Here is a 19,880-nt window from a genome sequence, read left to right as displayed (position 1 = left end):
TCTGGTTTGATGCTTTCAACTGGGAAGATGATGGTGATACTTCTATGAGTAACCCAACATCAACAAAAAATGCTAATGGTGATATTAATAATGGTGCCAACGTGACTCTAGCTAAATCATCACTATATGGTGCTGCTGTATTAGGTGATTTTGATCCATTTGCATTCCAAGTATGGGCTGCTTATTCAAACAACTGGGCATTCTTATATGCAGTAGATGCTAGCTATAAATTTGCATTTAACGATATGAACTTCAAAATTCAAGCTCAATACTTAGGAAATAGCCTAGATAGTGATAAAGAAAGAGATTTTAATGCGGACAACGGTAACTTCTATGCTGCTAAATTCAGCGGACAAATCTCTGCTTTTGATTTCCAAGCAGGTGTTATCGGCTATGGTGAAAAAGACAAAAACACTGTAGTTACTTTAGAAGATACAGGTAAAGTTATCGCTCCAGGCCAACAAATTTTCTACTCTGCGGGTAGTGATTTAAGAGGTGATATGGGTGAAAACTTCTTCTATTTTGCAGGTTTAGGTTATACTTTTGCTGAAACTGTAAGAGTAGGATTTGACTATATCGGCGGTAAAACTGAATATGCAGCAGGTATCTCTGATACAGATAAAAACGAATACATCGCAAGAGTATCTTACAAATATAGTCCAAAACTTACATTTAGCGGCTTCTATTCTTACTTAACTGAAGATTTAAATGTAGCTGGTAAAGATGATAGAGATGATCAATTCATCAGACTTGAAGCTCTATATAAATTCTAATTATAAAAGCTAAGCCAAAAGGCTTAGCTTGCTATATCTAAAATTATCTTTCTTTTAATCCTTGTATTTTAATTTCTTTTATTTTTAATTCATTAGGTAAATTTTCAAACAAAGCTTCTTTGCTATGTATATTTTTATTTGCTAGCAATCTTAGCATTTTACCCTATAAGCCTTTGCAAAATGACTTAAAGTTTTGGAATTTTTTAAAAAAGTGAAAGTGGAGTAAAATTGTTTATTTTTTTTAGATATAATCGAGCTTTATTTATATTTAAAAAAGGCATATTTATGTTACGCTTGTTTATTGTAAGTATTTTATTTGTCAATTCACTATTAGCTTTTAATGTAAAATCTTTATTTACTTATACTTTTAATGATAACATTAGCTATGACTTAGAAAAAGCTAAAGAAATTTATTTTAAAAACAAATGCAATACTTGCCATGGAGAAAATGGAGAAAAAAATTCTTATGGCAAAAGAGCTATTAAAGACTTAAGCCCAGAAGAGATCAAAGGTGCTTTAAAAGACTATGCTAATGGATATTTCAAAAATCAATCAAGCGATAACATTCAAATGAGCATATATGCTAAAAAATTAAGCGGGAGTGATATGGATCACATTATTGCTTATTTGAAAGGACAAAATTTTTCTATAGAGCTTAATCAAAAAGATCTTTTAGAAGAAGAACCTGCGCCAAAAACCAAGCACAATACATTTTTAAAATAACAAAAAAGGAGTTTTCATGAAAAAAAATCTACTGCTAGCTAGCTTACTTTGTGCTAGTTCAATTTATGCCGCAGAAGTAAAAATAGGTATTGTTTTACCACTTACTGGTACTTTGGCAGCTTATGGCAATGATGTATATGAGGGCATTAAACTAGCTAATACTTTAAACCCAAATTTAAAAAATGGAGATAGTGTTAAAATCATAGCTATTGACACAAAAGGCGATAAAATAGAAGCAGCAAATGCCACGACTAGACTTATCTCTCAAGATAAAGTTTTAGGCCTTATAGGCGAGGCTGTTACACCAAATACTATGCAAGTTTTATCTATAGCTGAAGAAAGAAAAATTCCTGCTATAGCTCCGGTTGCTTCAGGTGATAAGCTTTTAGATAAAAAAAGCTATGCTAGCAGAGTTTGCTTTATGGATAGTTTTCAAGGAGATAAATTTGCTAACTATGCCTATAAAGATTTAAATTTAAAAAGCGTGGTTGTGATAGTTGATCAAAGCAATGTATATTCATTAGGTTTAGCAAGAGCTTTTGAAAAAGAATTTAAACAAAATGGTGGAAAAGTACTTAAAAAACTAACCATTTCTTCAGGCGATAAGGACTTTAAAGCTATTGTTTCTCAACTTAAAAGCATCAACCCTGATTTTGTTTATATGCCAATTTATCACCCAGAAGCTGCTTTAATAGCAAGACAAGCAAAAGCAGTTGGTTTTAACAAGCTTTTAAGCGCAGGCGATGGAGTAAATAATAAAACCTTTATCGAACTTGGTGGTGATGCTGTAAATGGAGTAATCTTTACCGATAGTTTTGATTATAACAATCCTCCAACAACCCTTTCTAAAAAATTTATTGAAGCTTATGAAAAAGATCATGGCACAAAAGAACTTCCAGCATTTTCTGCTATGGGAGCTGATGCGTATTATGTAATGGTAAATGCCATGAATGAATGTGCTAGCAATCTTAACGCACAATGCATTAATGAAAAAATTCATTCAACAAATAATTTTGAAGGCGTAGGTGGCGTTATAAGCATAGACGCTAGTGGTAATGCAAGTCGTTCTGTAGTTATAAAAGAAATACAAGAACAAAAACAAGTTTATAAAACTATTATCAATCCTTGAAAGGTTAAACTATGAAAAAAATTAGCATAGCTATATTGTCTATCATAGCTAGTAATATCATACAAGCAAAAGAAATTAACATTGGCGTAGTTTTACCTCTAACAGGCTCTACTGCAGCTTATGGACAAAGTGCTTTAGATGGAGTGAAAATCGCAAATTCCATGAAAAACACTTTAAGCAATGGAGATAAAGTAAATTTAGTAGTAGTTGATACAAAAGGCGATAAAATAGAAAGTGCAAATGCTAGCACAAGATTAGTTTCACAAAACAAAGTTTATGCACTAATTGGAGAAATGCTAACAGCTAATACTTTGCAAGTGATAAGAATTGGCGAGGAAAAAAAGATCCCAGTGGTTGCTCCTGCAGCTACTGCTGATAAAATTTTAAATAAAAAATTATACGCTAGCAGAGTTTGTTTTATGGATAGTTTCCAAGGTTCATCTTTAGCTAATTATGTAAAAAATAAGCTAAATTATACCAAAGCTGTGATAATTAGCGATCAAAGCGCTGATTATTCTTTAGGTTTAACTAGAGCCTTTGAAAAAGAATTTAGCAAACAAGGTGGAAAAATTTTAGATAAATTTAGAATTACAGCAGGCGATAAAGACTTCAAGGCTATTCTTTCACAAATTAAAAATTTAAAACCTGATTTTATTTATCTTCCAGTATATTATACTGAGGCTTCTTTGTTTGCACGTCAAGCAAAAGCAATGGGTATAAATATCCCTATGGGTTCAGCAGATGGGGTAGCTGATGAAACCTTTATTAATCTAGCTCAAGAAGCAGCTGAAGGATATTTATTTACCGATAGCTTTGATTATCACAATCCCCCAACGCAACTTTCAAAAGACTTTATATTAGCTTATGAAAAAGAAAAACAAAGTAAAGAAGTTCCAAATTTCACAGCTATGGGTGCAGATGCGTATTTTGTGATTTTTGAAGCTATGCAAAAATGTATTAATGATTTTAACAGTGAATGTATCAATAACAATATCCACACTACTTCAAAATTTGAAGGTGTTAGTGGGGTGATTAGTATTGATAAAACAGGTAATGCTACGCGTTCAATTGTTATAAAATCAATAGAAAATCAAAAGCAAATTTATAAAGATACGATTCTTCCGTAAATAAAAATTTTAAGAGGTTCAATGGATAGTTCTTTAATTTTACAGCAAATTATAAACGGTTTTAGCTTAGGTAGTATGTATGCACTTATTGCTATAGGCTATACAATGGTCTATGGTGTTTTAAGATTGATTAATTTTGCACATGGTGATATCATGATGGTAGGTGCATACTCGGCTTTATTTTGTGTTACAAGTATGAATGTGCCTTTTTTAGGCGCTCTTTCTTTAGCTATGTTATTTGCAGCAGCTTTAGGTATAGCTATTGATAGAGTAGCTTATAAACCTTTAAGAAAAGCACCTAGAATTTCTTTACTTATCACAGCCATAGGTATAAGCTTTTTAATACAAAATGTATTTAATGTCTTATTTGGTTCAACGCCAAAATATTTTCCTGTGCCAAGTTATCTTGAAACAGTGATTAATTTTAATAATATTAGCATTAGCATTAATAGTATTTTAGTGCCTATTTTGACATTTTTTATATTATTAGTGGTTTTATTCATACTTTATAAAAGCAAATATGGCATTGCTATTAGAGCTTTAGCTTTTGATATTCATACTGTAAATTTAATGGGAATTGATGCAAATCGTATTATTGCTATTGTGTTTGCATTAGGTTCAGCTTTAGCTGCTATTGGTGGTATTTTTTGGGCTGTTAGTTATCCTTCTGTTGAACCTAGCATGGGAACTCTTATAGGACTTAAAGCATTTGGTGCTGCTGTTTTAGGTGGTATTGGCTCGGTTGCTGGAGCGGTATTAGGTGGCTTGATTATAGGATTTACAGAAGTTGTTGTAGTTGCTATTTTCCCTGATCTTTCTGGTTTTAAAGATGCTTTTGCATTTATCTTTTTAGTATTGATTTTACTTTTTAAACCAACCGGAATTTTGGGTATTAATTTTGAAAAAAGTAGGTTTTAAGATGGTTGCAAGAAAAATTACACATTTAAGTTTTTTTATCATAGCACTTGCTTTTCTTTTTATATCTCCTTATTTTTTCAATGATTATAAAATAGGAATTTTAAGCAATATTGCTATTTTTGTTATCTTAGCAGTAAGCTATAATCTTATCAATGGGGTTACAGGGCAATTTTCACTAGAGCCAAATGGCTTTGTAGCTATAGGAGCTTATGTTGCAGCTTTAGTTTTACTTACAAGTGAAAGCAAAATCGATCAGTTTTCTTTAGAAGATCCAAGTAGTTTTATTTTAATGATTCACTCACCAAGTTTTATTGTGGCTTTACTCGCTGCTGGGCTTTGTGCTATGCTTTTATCTTTAGTTTTGGCCTTTGCAGTATTTAGAGTTAGAGGGGATTATTTAGCTATTGTAACACTAGGTTTTGGTATTATCATCAAACTTATGGCGATTAACTTTGCTTCTGTTACAAATGGTTCTTTAGGTTTAAATGACATTCCTAAACACACTACTTTATACTGGAGTGGTGGGATTGCTATATTTTCTGTTATTATCATCTTAAATATTGTCAGTTCAAAATTTGGTAGAGCCATGAAAGCTGTAAGAGATGATGAGGATGCAGCATTAGCAATGGGTATAAACACCTTTAATATCAAAACCTTAGCTTTTAGCACTTCAGCGTTTTTAGAAGGTGTCGGTGGAGGCTTGCTTGCCTGTGCGCTAGCTTCAGTTTCGCCTGAGCAATTTGACTTTTTATTCACTTTCCAACTTTTAATCATCATTGTTTTAGGTGGTTTAGGTTCAACTACTGGTGCTATCATCGGAGCTATTTTGGTAATAGGTGGAAGTGAGTATTTAAGATTTTTAGATGAAAGTATGAATATTTTTGGCTATGAAACTCCTGCTATGCCTGGTCTTAGAATGGTTGTATTTTCTGTTATATTGATTTTAGTAATGCTTTTTGCAAGAAGAGGAATAATGGGCGATAAAGAACTAACGGATATTTTATTTAAGTTTTCTAAAAGGAAGAAAAAATGATTTTAGAACTTAAAGAAATTCATAAAAATTTTGGTGGAGTTAGCGCTATAGCAAATACTTCTTTTGCTATTAAAGAAAGTGAAATTTTTGGACTTATAGGCCCAAATGGCGCAGGAAAAACCACGCTATTTAATATTATTACAGGAAATTATAAGCCAAGTAGCGGGGAAGTCTTTTTTCTAGGAAAAAAAATTGATCATTTAAAACCACACAAAATAGTTCATCTAGGTATAGCAAGAACTTTTCAAAACATAAGACTTTTTTCAAGCATGAGTGTTTTAGAAAATGTATTGATTGGCTTTGATAAGAGTATTAAATATAATATTTTTGAAGCTTTTTTGCACCTTGGAAGATTTTCCAAAGCAGAAAAAAATGCAAAAAAAGCAGCTTATGAAATTTTAGAACAACTCAATATTGCTCATTTAGCTGATGAAAAAGCTACTAGTTTAAGCTATGGTCAGCAAAGAAAAGTTGAAATAGCAAGAGCTTTAGCAACAAATCCTAAGCTTTTATTACTAGATGAACCTGCAGCAGGTATGAATTCTACAGAAAGTGATGATTTAGCTGAGTTAATTTTTAACATAAGAGATAATAAAAAAATTAGTGTTTTACTTATCGAGCATGATATGAAATTTGTAAATAAACTTTGTGATAGGGTTATGGTGCTTGATTATGGTAAGACTATTTTTGAGGGAAAACCAAACGATGCGGTGCAAAACCCTGAAGTAATTAGTGCGTATTTGGGAGATTTTAATGCTAGTAGTTAAAGATTTACATGTTTATTATGGCTTAATAGAGGCTGTTAAAGGTATTGATTTTACTATAAAAACAGGAAGTATAGTTAGCTTAATAGGCTCAAATGGCGCAGGAAAAACCTCAACACTTAATGCTATGCTAAATTGTGTTAAAAAAACCGGCGAGGTAACCTTTTTAGGCTATGATACTCAAAGACACTTACCGCACACTCTAGTTCAAAAAGGTATCGCCTTAGTACCTGAGGGAAGAAGGGTTTTTATCAATCTCACTATAGAAGAAAATTTAAAAATTGGTGCTTTTAATAATGCAGAAAATTACGAGCATTTAAAAAATCAAATGTATAGACTTTTTCCAAGATTAAAAGATAAAAAAAATGCCCTTGCAGGAACTCTAAGCGGTGGGGAAGCTCAAATGCTAGCTATCTCAAGAGCACTCATGAGCGAACCAAAGCTTTTAATGCTCGATGAGCCCTCATTAGGTCTTGCTCCAAAAATAGTTGGAGAGGTTTTTGATATTATAGTCAAATTAAAAGAAGAAGGAATTACTATTTTATTAGTAGAACAAAATGCATTTTCAGCTTTAAAAATCAGCGACTATGCTTACGTTTTAGAAAATGGCAAAATCGCTATGCATGCACCTGCAAAAGATCTTATCGGTAATGATGAGATTAGAAAAAAATACCTTGGAGCTTAATTCATGAAAAAACAACTTTTAGCTTTTGGGGATATAAAAATTTCTATTTTTTTATTTTTAATTTTTGCCCTATTTTGCGCCCTAGCTACTTTCATAGAAAGCGCTTATAATACGCCAACAGCTTGGGCGATGATCTATGGCTCTTCTTGGTTTGGTTTTATACAACTCATACTAGGGATTAATCTTTTAGCAGCTCTTTTTAAATACAAAATGTTTAATAAGAAAAAAATACCACTTTTAATCTTTCATATCTCATTTTTATTTATATTACTAGGCTCAGCTATGACTAGATATATGGGATTTGAAGGAAATTTACACATTAGAGAAAATGAAAAAAACAACATCATTGAAACTTCAAAAAGTTATATTTACATAGCAACCTTAAAAGATGATAAAGTATACAGTGCTTCAAAATCTGAATACATAGCAACCCTACCTTTTGTAAATGATTTTTCATTTGATTTAATCTTGCCTGATGAAAAAGCCCAAATTACATATGAAAATTTAATCTTAGATGCAAAAGAAATTTATATTGATGATAACAATTCTGCTCCACTTTTATCTTTAATGCTTTCACAAAATAACGAGTCTAAAGAATTACTTTTTCAAGCAGGAGATATTGAAAATATTAACGGTGTTAATATAGCGTTTTTAAATGACTCCGTTCCAAGTCCTTATATAAAAATCGATAAAGATTTAAAACTTAGTGCTGATTTTGATTTAAAATACATGTCAATGAGTGATGGCAAAGAAAATATTTTAAAAGCAAATCAAAAAGCACAAGCTAAAGATTTAAGATTGTATTCTTTTAATGATATTAATTTAGTAGTTAAATTTGCTTCCTTGCATGGTAAAAAAACTTTAGAAGGTATCAATCAAGCTCAAGATGAAAGCTTTTTTACTTGGTTTAAAAATAGTTGGATAGAGCTGGGACGTAATGCTTTGATTTCTTTGTTTGGTGAGGCAAAATACTGGAATAATTCTTTATTAAACAATTTCAAAGATTTTGCACAAAGCACTAAATATATGCCAACTCAACTTTCAGAAAATGCTATTAATGCTTTAAAATTAAAACTAAGCTACAAAGGAGAATCCAAAGAAGTTTTCCTAGTAGAATACAATTCACCTATTCGCATTGATGTAGCAGGTCAACCTTTCTTTTTAAGATGGGGTCCTAAAGGAATAGAAATGCCATTTGAAATGTACTTAAAAGACTTTGAATTAGAACGTTATCCTGGTTCGATGTCGCCTATGTCTTATGCAAGTTATGTAGAAATTGACAATGCTGATAAGAAACTAGAATATAAAATTTTTATGAATAATGTTTTAGATTATCAAGGTTATAGATTTTATCAAAGCTCATACGATCAAGATGAGCTTGGCACCATACTTTCAGTCAATAAAGATCCGGGTAAAATTCCTACATATATAGGATATTTTTTACTCACATTAGGAATGTTTTTAAATATTTTAAATCCTCATTCAAGATTTAGAACCTTAGCTAAATTAATCAATCAAGACACCCTAAAAAAAACAAGTGCTATTTTGGCTTTTATATTAGTTTTATTTGCAGGCCAAAATACTTACGCAAATGAGCCTATCAAGGTAGATGAAGCGCATGCAAAAGAACTTGCTTCTTTAGTAGTGCAAAAACCTGATGGCAGAATGGTGCCTTTTAATACTTTAGCCATGGAAGTTTTAGAAAAAATATACAAAAACACAACCTTTCAAGGCCAAAGTGCCGAAGCAACAATCATATCAATGATTTTTGATGGTAGTGCATGGTATGATAAAGATATTATATTTATGCCGACAAGTCGCTTGGTTAATGAAGAAATTTCTAAAATTTTAGGTATTAAACCTAGAGCTTATACTAGTTTTAAAGATTTTTTCACTACAGATGCTTATAAACTACAAAAATATGTAGAAAATGCTAATAGAAAAAATCCAAACCGCAGAAGTGTTTTTGATAAAGAAATCATCAAGCTTGATGAAAGGGTTAATATTGTAAATTTAATCTTCTCAGGCGATATTTTTAGATTTATTCCTTTGCAAAATAGCACCAACAATCAATGGGTAGCACCACGTGAAGCTTATATAGGTTTAAAAGGCGCAGAAGGCGCAGAAGTTAAAAGTATTTTAGAAAACTATTTTAATGCAGTTAGTAACTCTATTGCGCACAATAACTGGGATGAAGCAACTAAAAACTTAAATATCATCAAAAACTATCAAGAAAAATATGGCCATGAAGTTATGCCAAGTGCTAAAAAAATTAACACAGAAATCTTTTTCAATAAAAGTCAAATTTTTGTAAATCTTGCTCCGCTTTATTTATGTGCTGGATTTTTACTTTTGATTATAGTTTTTGTTAAGATGCTACTGCCAAAAATACGCATTGATTTTATCTTTAAATGTGTTTATGTATTTAATATTGTAGCATTTTTCATCCATACTCTAGGCTTAGCTTTGCGTTGGTATATAGCAGGTCGCGCACCATGGAGTAATGCCTATGAGAGCATGGTTTATATAGCTTGGGCTTTATCATTATCTGGAATTTTCTTTTCTAGAAAAAGCCCTATTGCACTTTCTTTAACTTCTATTTTAGCAGGAGTTACTTTAGGTGTAGCTCATCTTAGTCAAATGGATCCACAAATTACCAACTTAGTTCCTGTGTTACAATCATACTGGCTTACTATACATGTTTCAGTTATTACTGCTAGCTATGGATTTTTAGGACTATGTGCATTATTAGGCATATTTGTACTTGTTTTATTATGTATGCTAAAAATCAATGGTAAGCATAATGAAAATATTTTAAGAAATATTACAGAAGCAACAAGAATTAATGAAATGGCTATGATTTTAGGACTTTGCTTGCTTACAGTTGGAAATTTCTTAGGTGCTATATGGGCAAATGAAAGTTGGGGAAGATATTGGAGTTGGGATTCTAAGGAAACTTGGGCTTTAATTAGTATTTTAGTCTATGCAGCTATTTTACACATTAGAATGGTACCAAAATGGGCAAATCAATACACTTTTGCAGTTTGCTCTATGTTTGCATACTGGGTGATTATTATGACTTATTTTGGAGTAAATTACTTTTTAACCGGTATGCACTCTTATGCAGCAGGAGATTCAGTAAAAATTCCTGATTATGTATATTGGGGCTTTTTATTTATGGTGGCACTAAGCATAGCAAGTTATTTCAAAAAATCTTATGCAAAAAAATTATAGGAAAGTTTATAAATGAATAATTCTCTTTTTATATTTTTAATTGTAGCTTTAGTTATTGTTATTATACTTGGAATTCTTTTAGTTTTATTTTTTACCCATAAAGATAAACAACCCAACAAAACCAATGCAACCAAAGCTCCAAAAATAAGCAATATAGAAGATTTTATATCCAAGGCTAATGGGGCAAAAAATTCCCAAGAAATTCAAGCTTTAATCTTGCAATTTTTAAATTCACAAAAATTTGGCTCTAATCCAAAAGATAGCGCCACTAAAAGAAAACTTGATTTCATTAGTGCTATTTCAGCTAATGCTAATGCTACTCCTAAAAATATTTCTTTTTTAAATAACGAACTAAAAAAGCGTTATAAAGCTTTAAAAAAAGAAATAGATGCTTATGAGCAAATAGGTCTAGCAAAAAGAAAAATGAGACAATCTTAAGGTTTTTTGATGAAAAATATTAGAAATTTCTCTATCATAGCTCATATTGATCATGGAAAAAGTACACTAGCTGATAGAATTATTAGTGAATGTGGTGCAATTAGTGACAGACAAATGAGCGCCCAAGTAATGGATACTATGGATATAGAAAAAGAGCGTGGTATAACTATAAAAGCTCAATCTGTGCGTTTAAATTATAAATTCAACAATGAAGAATATGTATTAAATTTGATAGACACTCCAGGCCATGTTGATTTTTCCTATGAAGTAAGTCGTTCTTTAGCAAGTTGTGAAGGAGCTTTACTTGTCGTTGATGCTTCACAAGGAGTAGAAGCTCAAACTATAGCCAATGTTTATATAGCTTTAGAAAATGATCTTGAAATCATACCAGTGATTAATAAAATCGATCTTCCTTCAGCTGATATAGAAAAAGTTAAGTACGAAATAGAACATATTATAGGCATTGATTGCTCTAATGCAATTTGTGTTAGCGCAAAAACAGGTGTAGGTATAAAAGAACTCATAGAAACCATCATCACAAAAATTCCTGCACCAAAAACCTATGATGAAGCACCCACCAAAGCTTTAATCTATGATTCTTGGTTTGATAATTATCTTGGAGCTTTGGCTTTAGTTAGAATTTATGAAGGAAATATAGCTAAAAATGATGAAGTTTTAGTTATGAGTACAGATAAAAAACATCTTGTGCAAGATCTTTTTTACCCTCACCCATTAAGCCCTATAAAAACCAAAAAATTAGAATCAGGTGAAGTAGGTGTTATCGTGCTTGGACTTAAAAATGTTGCTGATGTTCAAGTGGGCGATACTATAACGCTTACCAAAAACAAAGCAAAAGAAGCCATTGGTGGTTTTGAAAAAGCTAAAGCTTTTGTTTTTGCAGGATTATACCCTATAGAAACGGATAAATTTGAAGATTTAAGAGATGCTTTAGACAAATTAAAACTCAATGATAGTTCTATCACCTATGAACCTGAAACATCTCTAGCTTTAGGGTTTGGTTTTAGGGTTGGTTTTTTAGGCCTTTTGCATATGGAGGTTATTAAAGAAAGACTTGAGCGTGAGTTTAACCTTGATTTGATTGCTACTGCTCCAACTGTTACTTATGAAATTTATCAAACTGATGGAGAAGTTTTAAAAATTCAAAATCCAAGCGAACTACCTCCGGTAAATAAAATCGATCACATAAAAGAGCCTTATGTAAAAGCAACCATTATAACTCCAAGTGAGTATTTAGGAAATTTAATCACTCTTTTAAATCGCAAACGCGGTATGCAAGTTAAGATGGATTATATTACCCCTGAGCGTGTTTTACTTGAGTATGATATACCTTTAAATGAAATCGTTATGGACTTTTACGATAAACTCAAATCACTCACTAAAGGCTATGCTAGTTTTGATTATGAGCCTATTGAATTTAGAGTGGGTGATCTTGTAAAACTTGATATTAAAGTAGCTGGTGAAAATGTCGATGCACTAAGCATTATAGTGCCAAATGAAAAAGCGCTAAGCAAAGGCAGGGAGCTAGTAAAAGCGATGAAAGAAATCGTCCCAAGACAGCTTTTTGAAGTCGCCATCCAAGCAAGTATAGGTAATAAAATCATTGCAAGAGAAAATGTAAAATCCATGGGTAAAAATGTAACCGCAAAATGCTATGGCGGGGATATTACTAGAAAAAGAAAACTTCTTGAAAAACAAAAAGAAGGTAAAAAAAGAATGAAAGCTATCGGTAAAGTACATTTACCTCAAGAAGCATTTTTAAGTGTTTTAAAAATAGACTAAATCCCTAGTTTAGAACTAGGGATATAAATTTATGCATTGATATCTAAAGAATTTCCACCCATTTCATTGATTTTTTGAGTTACTTTTTCGATAGCTTTATCAATTGTTTCATAGCTGATATCAGGAAGTTTGCCACCCCACATTTTTTCCGCTTGCGCAAATCCTGCTTTTAGACCTTCTAAACCTTTTTGAAGTTTTTCCATATCATCACCAGCTCCATTAATAACAAAATCAGCCAATCTTTGAGATGTTTTTGCTACACCAAAATACCCATCTTCCCCAATAAGCTCTTTTGCTTCATCAGCATTTAAACTAAGTATATCTTTGCCTTCATATCCTATAGCTTTAAAATCTACATTTGATAAAATAGCTGTTAAAGAATCCTTAGACTGAGCTCCTTGAAAAATCCCAGCTTGAGTTAAACCATTAGAGGAACTCATGCTAAATGCTTGTTGCATAAAGCTCATAGCATAAAGTTCTGTTATACCTTTTCCACCTATGCTAGCAAGCTTACTAAGCTTATCCTCATCAATATCTTTTGTGCTATTAGCACTTTTAGTATTGGCATCTTCAAGTTTTGTATTCAAATTAGCCTTCCTATTGCCAACTTGCGACTCCACTGCCACACGTGAATACGAATTTATTTGCATCCTTGCTCCTTTTTTTGTGGGTTTATAAAAATCGTCTAAAAAAAATTAAAATTTACATTAAGAAATTTATAATTACACTTAGAATACAATAACAAACATTTACTATATTTTTAAAATTTAGGTGATATAAATGTTTTTTAAAGATTTTTTCATAACCATTGTTGATCCGTATTTTAAAGATATTATAGAAGGTATAGAATCTCTTTATTAAATTTATTTTATCTATATAACCATAATTAGTAAAATAATTTTTAATAAGGAAAAGCTATGTCAATACATAATTTTTACACTACATTAAATCCTACTACACTTTTTATAAAATGCGCTTTGCCAAATATGGCGAGTATGGCTTTTATTTATCTTTATGTGATTATTGATGGAATTTTTGTTGGAAGATATTTGGGTTCAGATGCGCTTGCTGCTATGAATTTAATGATGCCTTTTATCATGATAAGCTTTGCTTTAGCTGATATGATAGCCATAGGTTCATCAGTGCAAATAGCAATTAATCTAGGTAAAGGAAAAATTGAAAAAGCAAGAGCTATTTTTTCTTTTTGTATAGTTCTTATTTTTGCAATTTCTTGTTTAATGGGAATTTTAGGATTTTTCTTAGCAAAAGCATTAAGTGCTTTTATGGGAGCTGATGAGAATATTCAAAGCTTATCTACTGAATATATGCAAATTTTTGCTATTTTTGCTCCCTTTACTATGCTAGCTTTTGCCATGGATAATTATCTTAGAATCTGTGGAAAAACTTTTTATAGTATGATGGTTAATGTAGTTACTGCTTTGAGTAATATTTTTCTTGATTGGCTTTTTATAGTGGTTTTTGATTGGGGACTTTTTTCAGCAGCTTTAGCAACTTGTATAGGGATGTTTTTAGGAAGCATTTTAGGGATATTGCCTTTTGTTTTTAAGGATTTAGTTTTGAAATTTAAAAAGCCAATAATTAAACTACAAATACTAAAAAATATACTCTATAATGGCTCATCTGAATTTTTTTCTAATATTTCTAGCTCTTTTTATACTATCTTAGCTAATGCTTTTTTACTTGAACTTTCTGGAAATACAGCTGTTGCAGCATTTTCAGTGATTTTATATCTTAGTACTTTTGTTTTTATGCTAGTTTTAGCCATGTGCGATGCTATGCAACCTGCATTAAGTTATAATTATGGACACAAAAATATCGCAAGAATTCAAGCTATTTTTAAAAGAATGTTTTTTGCTTCTTGGGGCGTAAGTACAATGGCATTTTTATTTGTTTATTTATTTAACACTCTTATAGCAGATATTTTTAATAAAGATAATAATCAAGATTTTATCCATATAGCACAAAATGCTTTAGTATTTTTTTCTTTTTCATTTTTATTTTCTTGGTTTGGAAAACTTTGCGCTTCATTTTTCACAGCACTTGATAAGCCCTTGCTTTCTTTAGGAATTTCTATTACCCAAAGTCTTATTTTTCCATTTTTATCTTTATTTATACTAACGCAATTTTTAGGAGTAAATGGAGTTTGGCTAGCTACTTTGGTGGGGGATATTTGTATGATTTTTATTGCTTCATTTTTATTATACAAAACTTTTAAAAATCTAAACTCTTAGCTAATTTCAAACAAGAGTTTAGATCTTGCTCTTTACATATATGCAAATTTTTAAAATTATGAAGTTTTAAAGCCGTACTTTGACCTATAACTACAACCTTATCTTCTTTTTCTAATGTAAAAAATTTCAAAAATTGTTCTATGCTTGATGGAGCACTAAAGATAAAAACACTTGGATGATATATTTTTAATTCATCTTTTTTAGGCTCTATGGCTATATTTTCATAAACAATTAATTGTTTTAAAAAGATATTTTCTTTTAACAAATACTCATCAAGTCCTGAGCTAATTTTCTTAGCTCTTAAATAAAGACATTTTTTATTTTTAAACTCAGGCAAAAATTCACTAGCTAAATTTTTACCATAAGCCTTGCTAGGATATTTTACATTTTTAAAACCAAGCTCTTTTGCAAAATCAGCACTTTTCTCTCCCACTGCATAAAGTTTAATATCAAAATCAATTTTGCTTTTACTTGACATTAATGCTTTTAATGCATTCTTAGAGCTAATAATTAAACAATCAAATTCTTTTAAATTAACTTCAAAATCAAGAAATTTAATTTCATTTAATCTTATAGTCTTAACGCCATCAAATTCTTTATCCCCTATAAAATAAATCATTATTTTCCTATAAAAGTTTTATCAAAATTTGATCTTAAATTTAAAGTTGCCATATGAGGATCATTTGCTTGCATTATCGCTCTAACCACAGCTATACCTTGTATATTGCAATCTTTAAGCAAATTTAAATTAGTTTCATCTATCCCACCTATAGCTACAATAGGTAAAGAACTTAAACTAGTAATTTCTTTTAATCCATCTACACCAAGCACAATACAATCTTGCTTACTAGGCGTAGCAAAAACAGCCCCTACTCCAAGATAAGTAGCGCCTTGAGCATTAGCAAGCTCGCTTTTATGATTGATCGTAAGTCCTATGATTTTATCTTCACCCAAAAGTTCTCTTGCTTTTTTTAAAGGCATATCCTTTTGACCTATATGCACTCCATTTGCATTCACAGCCATGGCTATATCAATTCTATCATTTATCACAAAAGGTGTGTTGTATTTTTCGCATAAGGCTTTAACTTTTAAAGCAAGATTATAAAATTCTAAAGTACTAAGATTTTTTTCCCTAAGTTGTAAAATATCAATCTTAGCTTTCAAAGAAGCTTCTAAAATATTTAAAAACTCACTTTCACTTTTCTCACCCTTACTTGCAACAAGATAAATTTTAAATGATTTCATATTTAGCTCTTTTTTTAATTTCTTCATCATTTAAATTACTTAAAGCATCGATTAAATTCACTCTAAAACTACCACTTCCATTAGAAAGCTCTTGAGCGATTTCACTAGCTACACCAAAACTAAGTAAAGCATATAAACTAGCCTGAAATTTATCTTCTAATGCTCCTGCAAAAACTCCACACAAAGAAGCACACATACAACCTGCTCCAGTTATTTTAGTAGCCATGATTGAGCCATTATAAACTTTTGCAATACGCTCTTGATTTATAATATAATCAATTTTTCCAGTTATAGCTAAAACACGCTTAGTTTTATAAGAGTATTCTTTGGCTTTTTCTAAAAACTCATCATTAATCACAAAAGTACTATCAACCCCTCTTGCTTTACCATCTAAACCTATAACACTAGCCATTTCGGATGCATTTGCTTTAACAATGCTAATGCCTTTTAGATTAAGCAATTCAAAATTAATCCCATCTCTTGCCTTGCTCACACCCAAAGCAACAGGATCAAAAACTATAGGTTTATTTAATAAAGCATATTCTTTGGTTGCTTTTAGCATAGAATTTGCTACAAGCTGATTAATAGTGCCTGTATTTAGCACTAAAGCTGAGCTTATCTTAGCAAAATCAGCTTGTTCTTCATAAAAATCAGCCATAGCAGCGCTTGCACCCATTGCTATAGTTACATTCGCACAATCATTAACTGTAACATAATTAGTAATATGATGAATCAAAGGATTTTTTTCTCTTACTGCTTTGATAATCATTTTTACTCCTTATCATATTGAAAAAAATGATTAGTCGGGCCACAACCCTTTCCAAGTGCTAAAGAATTTAAAATAGCTCCATACACATAATCTTTAGCAAGCTTTATAGCTTCATATTTTTCTTTACCTAAGGCAAGATTACTAGCTATAGCTGAACTTAATGTACAACCCGTACCATGTGTGTTTTTTGTATTAATTTTTTCTGCTTTGAAAATACTAAATTCCTTTCCATCATAAAAAACATCATTAGTATTATCTTTACTATGCCCACCTTTAATCAAAACACTTTTTGCACCTTCTTTGAAAAGCTTTACAGCGGCTTTTTTCATATCCTCTTCATTAAGTATTTTAAAATCACACAAAAACTCAGCCTCAGGAATATTTGGCGTAAGTACATCAGCTAAAGATAAAATTTCATCTTTAAAAAACTGACAATTTTCTAAAGGCATTAAAGCATAACCATTTTTTGCAAACATCACAGGATCTATCACTACATTTTTAGCTTTAAAGCGTAATAAATTTTCTTTTACACAAGTTATAATTTCTTTTGAACCTAGCATTCCAATTTTCACAGCAGCTGGCTCTATGTCCTCATAAACTGCTAACATTTGCTCATCTATTATCTTAGTGGGTATATCAAAACAAGAAATCACTCTTGCAGTGTTTTCAGCCACAACGCTTAAAACTACACTCATACCAAATAAATTATGCGCACTAAAAGTTTTTAAATCAGCTTGTATGCCAGCCCCACCACTACAATCACTCCCGGCTATAGTTAAGATAGGAATTTTAGTTTTTGTTTTTGCTTGTATCATTTTTATCCTTTTTTATAAAAAAGGAAAGTTTTTGCAAGAATTCAAAGTTCGCATTACCAAACTTCTCAAGGGTCGAAGTCTAACTTCCTCTCAGCAAAAGCTCCCCATTAATGAAAAATTATATCTTAGTTTTAATTAATCTTAAAAAATATTTTAAAATACTGCTATAATTTTGAAAAAACTACACAATTTTTGAGGAAAAAATGACTAAAATTATTTTTGTTTGCTTAGGGAATATCTGTCGTTCTCCCATGGCTGAATTTATTATGAAAGATCTTTTAATAAAAGCAAATTTAAATGATAAATTTATTGTTTCTAGTGCAGGCACCTCAGGTTATCATGATGGAGAGGATATGCATTATAAAACCAAAGCCATGTTAAATAACAAAAATATCAATTCTAAGCCATTTTGCAGTCAAAAGCTAAGCTTAAAAATGTGCGAAGAAAATGATCTTATCATTGTTATGGATAATTCTAATTATAATGATGTAGTTAAAAATTTTCCAAATTTTAAACACAAAATTCATAAAATCACCTCTTATGCTTTAGAATTAGGATATGATGAAGTTCCTGATCCTTGGTATAGCGGAGATTTTAATGAAACTTATACTATACTTTCAAAAGCATGCTCTAATCTTTTAAATACACTTTATAAAAATTTATCATTTAAATAATATTTGGTTCTTTTTTAATTTTTAGTGCTATAATAAACTCACTTAAATCTTACTATAACACAAAAGGAGTTTTTTAATGAAAAGTATCAAACTAAAAATTTCATTAATTGCAAACATTATAGCCATTGTATGTCTTATAGTACTTGGCATAATTAGCTTTATTTTCACAAAAAAAGCTTTAAATTATGAGGTGGTTAAAGCTGAAACCAATTATGTAAGAGCAGCTGAAAAATCAATGAGGGATTTTAAAAATCTTAATGTTCATTCTTTAGAAAAACTTTCTCAAGCCATCTTAAAACTTCCATATGATGCACTCAATACCCAAGATAAACTTATGCAAAATACAGGTAATTTACTTAAAGCTGTTAGAGATATGAATAGCTATTTAGCTGTTTATATAGCTCAACCAAATGGCGAATTGATAGTAAGTGATCCAGATAGCGATAGCAAAGGTTTAGATTATGGAATTTATGGAAAAGCAGATAATTACGATGCAACAACAAGAGAATTTTATATAGAAGCTAGAAAGAAAAATGGTCTATATATCACAGCTGCATATATTGACGCAACAACAGGATTGCCGTGTTTTACCTATGCTATGCCTTTAGTTAAAGATGGTAAATTTATAGGTATATTAGCCATTGATGTTTTAGTAAAAGACTTACAAACCGAATTTAGTGAATTACCAGGAAGAACTTTTGTATTTGATCATGCTTATACTGTATTTGCTTCAACTGATAAAACATTAGTTAGTGGAGAGCAAAATCCAGATATTATTACAGTAGCTAAAGCTTATGAAAAAGCTGGAGATTATAATATCTTTAACTATATCACACAAAATGGTCAAGATAGATTTGGTATTTGTGTAAAAATTGATGGCTATACAACATGTGCAGGTGAAAACATAGAAGTTATTGAAGCCCCTGCTTTAAAAATTGCTTATATTCAAACCACTATAGTTATTTTTACAAGTATTGCTAGTATTATTTTACTTTACTTTATTATTTCTTATTATTTATCACCTTTACAAGCTATACAAAATGGCCTTAACTCTTTCTTTGATTTTATCAATCATAAAACTAAAGATTCAGCTATGATAAATGTTAAAACCAATGATGAGCTTGGTGCTATTGCAAAAGCCATCAATGAAAACATCACTAAAACTAAAAATGCATTAGAACAAGATGCTAAAGCAGTAGAACAATCAGTAGAAACTGTTAGAGAAGTAGAAGGTGGTAATCTAACAGCAAGAATAACAGCAATTCCTGCACACCCTCAATTACTTGAACTTAAAAATTATCTTAATGAAATGCTTAGCGTATTAGAACAAAAGGTTGGTTCTAATATGAATGAAATTAATAGAGTATTTGATAGCTATAAAGCATTAGACTTTACAACAGAAGTTAAAAATGCTAAAGGTGGAGTTGAAGTAACTACTAATGTATTAGGTCAAGAAATAGTAGCTATGTTAAGACAATCATCTGAATTTGCTTCTTTATTG

General features: G+C 30.8%; 19 protein-coding genes. 14 read left to right on the top strand and 5 right to left on the bottom strand.

What is annotated here, in order from left to right; genetic code table 11:
• The 11 genes from L8V88_RS07560 to lepA form a co-directional block, all read left to right on the top strand.
• Window positions 1-773: major outer membrane protein (locus L8V88_RS07560; RefSeq protein ID WP_263727416.1), on the top strand; the 773-nt coding region annotated here is incomplete at its 5' end.
• Between the two features lie 285 nt (window positions 774-1,058).
• Entirely contained in the window at window positions 1,059-1,496 is a 438-nt protein-coding gene (locus L8V88_RS07555) for a c-type cytochrome (protein ID WP_263723942.1), read from the top strand.
• A 16-nt stretch (window positions 1,497-1,512) separates the two neighbouring features.
• Complete coding sequence (locus L8V88_RS07550; protein ID WP_263727415.1) at window positions 1,513-2,625, top strand: ABC transporter substrate-binding protein; 1,113 nt, start codon at window positions 1,513-1,515, stop codon at window positions 2,623-2,625.
• Between the two features lie 11 nt (window positions 2,626-2,636).
• A complete protein-coding gene (locus L8V88_RS07545) occupies window positions 2,637-3,752 on the top strand; it encodes an ABC transporter substrate-binding protein (RefSeq protein WP_263727414.1) in 1,116 nt (371 codons plus the stop codon).
• A 21-nt stretch (window positions 3,753-3,773) separates the two neighbouring features.
• Window positions 3,774-4,670: a branched-chain amino acid ABC transporter permease gene (locus tag L8V88_RS07540; RefSeq protein ID WP_039628648.1), complete on the top strand. Its 897-nt coding sequence runs from the start codon at window positions 3,774-3,776 to the stop codon at window positions 4,668-4,670.
• Between the two features lies 1 nt (window position 4,671).
• Window positions 4,672-5,703, top strand: a complete 1,032-nt coding sequence (locus tag L8V88_RS07535; RefSeq protein ID WP_039619660.1) for a branched-chain amino acid ABC transporter permease — start codon at window positions 4,672-4,674, stop codon at window positions 5,701-5,703.
• Window positions 5,700-6,470 (top strand): ABC transporter ATP-binding protein, encoded by a 771-nt coding sequence (locus L8V88_RS07530; RefSeq protein ID WP_263683264.1) that lies wholly within the window; start codon window positions 5,700-5,702, stop codon window positions 6,468-6,470. Before L8V88_RS07535 ends, L8V88_RS07530 begins: the two co-directional genes overlap by 4 nt.
• Complete coding sequence (locus L8V88_RS07525) at window positions 6,457-7,152, top strand: high-affinity branched-chain amino acid transporter, ATP-binding protein (RefSeq protein ID WP_039618807.1); 696 nt, start codon at window positions 6,457-6,459, stop codon at window positions 7,150-7,152. Before L8V88_RS07530 ends, L8V88_RS07525 begins: the two co-directional genes overlap by 14 nt.
• Before the next feature lie 3 nt (window positions 7,153-7,155).
• Window positions 7,156-10,386 (top strand): c-type cytochrome biogenesis protein CcsB, encoded by a 3,231-nt coding sequence (gene ccsB, locus L8V88_RS07520; protein ID WP_263727413.1) that lies wholly within the window; start codon window positions 7,156-7,158, stop codon window positions 10,384-10,386.
• A 12-nt stretch (window positions 10,387-10,398) separates the two neighbouring features.
• Window positions 10,399-10,824: a hypothetical protein gene (locus tag L8V88_RS07515; RefSeq protein WP_263675657.1), complete on the top strand. Its 426-nt coding sequence runs from the start codon at window positions 10,399-10,401 to the stop codon at window positions 10,822-10,824.
• Between the two features lie 9 nt (window positions 10,825-10,833).
• On the top strand, window positions 10,834-12,624 hold the full coding sequence (lepA, locus tag L8V88_RS07510) for a translation elongation factor 4 (protein ID WP_263727412.1): 1,791 nt from the start codon (window positions 10,834-10,836) through the stop codon (window positions 12,622-12,624).
• A 29-nt stretch (window positions 12,625-12,653) separates the two neighbouring features.
• Here the strand turns inward: lepA and L8V88_RS07505 are convergent, their stop codons facing one another.
• The gene (locus L8V88_RS07505; RefSeq protein ID WP_263695774.1) at window positions 12,654-13,274 is read right to left on the bottom strand and encodes a hypothetical protein; all 621 of its coding nucleotides are present in this window, start codon (window positions 13,272-13,274) and stop codon (window positions 12,654-12,656) included.
• A gap of 273 nt (window positions 13,275-13,547) precedes the next feature.
• On the opposite strand from L8V88_RS07505, the gene L8V88_RS07500 reads away from it, so the two are divergent.
• A complete protein-coding gene (locus L8V88_RS07500) occupies window positions 13,548-14,876 on the top strand; it encodes an MATE family efflux transporter (RefSeq protein ID WP_318529689.1) in 1,329 nt (442 codons plus the stop codon).
• Here the strand turns inward: L8V88_RS07500 and L8V88_RS07495 are convergent.
• The 4 genes from L8V88_RS07495 to thiD are packed head-to-tail and all read right to left on the bottom strand — an operon-like array spanning window position 14,857 to window position 17,705.
• A complete protein-coding gene (locus L8V88_RS07495; protein WP_318529688.1) occupies window positions 14,857-15,498 on the bottom strand; it encodes a uroporphyrinogen-III synthase in 642 nt (213 codons plus the stop codon). The two genes, L8V88_RS07500 and L8V88_RS07495, sit on opposite strands and share 20 nt — an antisense overlap.
• Entirely contained in the window at window positions 15,495-16,121 is a 627-nt protein-coding gene (thiE, locus tag L8V88_RS07490; RefSeq protein ID WP_263727409.1) for a thiamine phosphate synthase, read from the bottom strand. Before thiE ends, L8V88_RS07495 begins: the two co-directional genes overlap by 4 nt.
• A complete protein-coding gene (thiM, locus tag L8V88_RS07485) occupies window positions 16,108-16,890 on the bottom strand; it encodes a hydroxyethylthiazole kinase (RefSeq protein WP_263727408.1) in 783 nt (260 codons plus the stop codon). Before thiM ends, thiE begins: the two co-directional genes overlap by 14 nt.
• A 2-nt stretch (window positions 16,891-16,892) precedes the next feature.
• Entirely contained in the window at window positions 16,893-17,705 is an 813-nt protein-coding gene (gene thiD, locus L8V88_RS07480) for a bifunctional hydroxymethylpyrimidine kinase/phosphomethylpyrimidine kinase (protein WP_412175407.1), read from the bottom strand.
• 203 nt (window positions 17,706-17,908) lie between these two features.
• On the opposite strand from thiD, the gene L8V88_RS07475 reads away from it, so the two are divergent.
• Together L8V88_RS07475 and L8V88_RS07470 are read left to right on the top strand one after the other, a co-directional pair.
• Window positions 17,909-18,379 (top strand): low molecular weight protein-tyrosine-phosphatase, encoded by a 471-nt coding sequence (locus L8V88_RS07475; RefSeq protein ID WP_263727407.1) that lies wholly within the window; start codon window positions 17,909-17,911, stop codon window positions 18,377-18,379.
• A 76-nt stretch (window positions 18,380-18,455) separates the two neighbouring features.
• A partial coding sequence (locus tag L8V88_RS07470) for a PDC sensor domain-containing protein (RefSeq protein ID WP_263727406.1) occupies window positions 18,456-19,880 on the top strand: 1,425 nt, incomplete at its 3' end.

This window comes from Campylobacter sp. IFREMER_LSEM_CL2101 (assembly GCF_025771825.1).
Taxonomy (GTDB): domain Bacteria; phylum Campylobacterota; class Campylobacteria; order Campylobacterales; family Campylobacteraceae; genus Campylobacter_D; species Campylobacter_D lari_C.
This window is presented reverse-complemented; position numbering and strand designations above follow the sequence as displayed.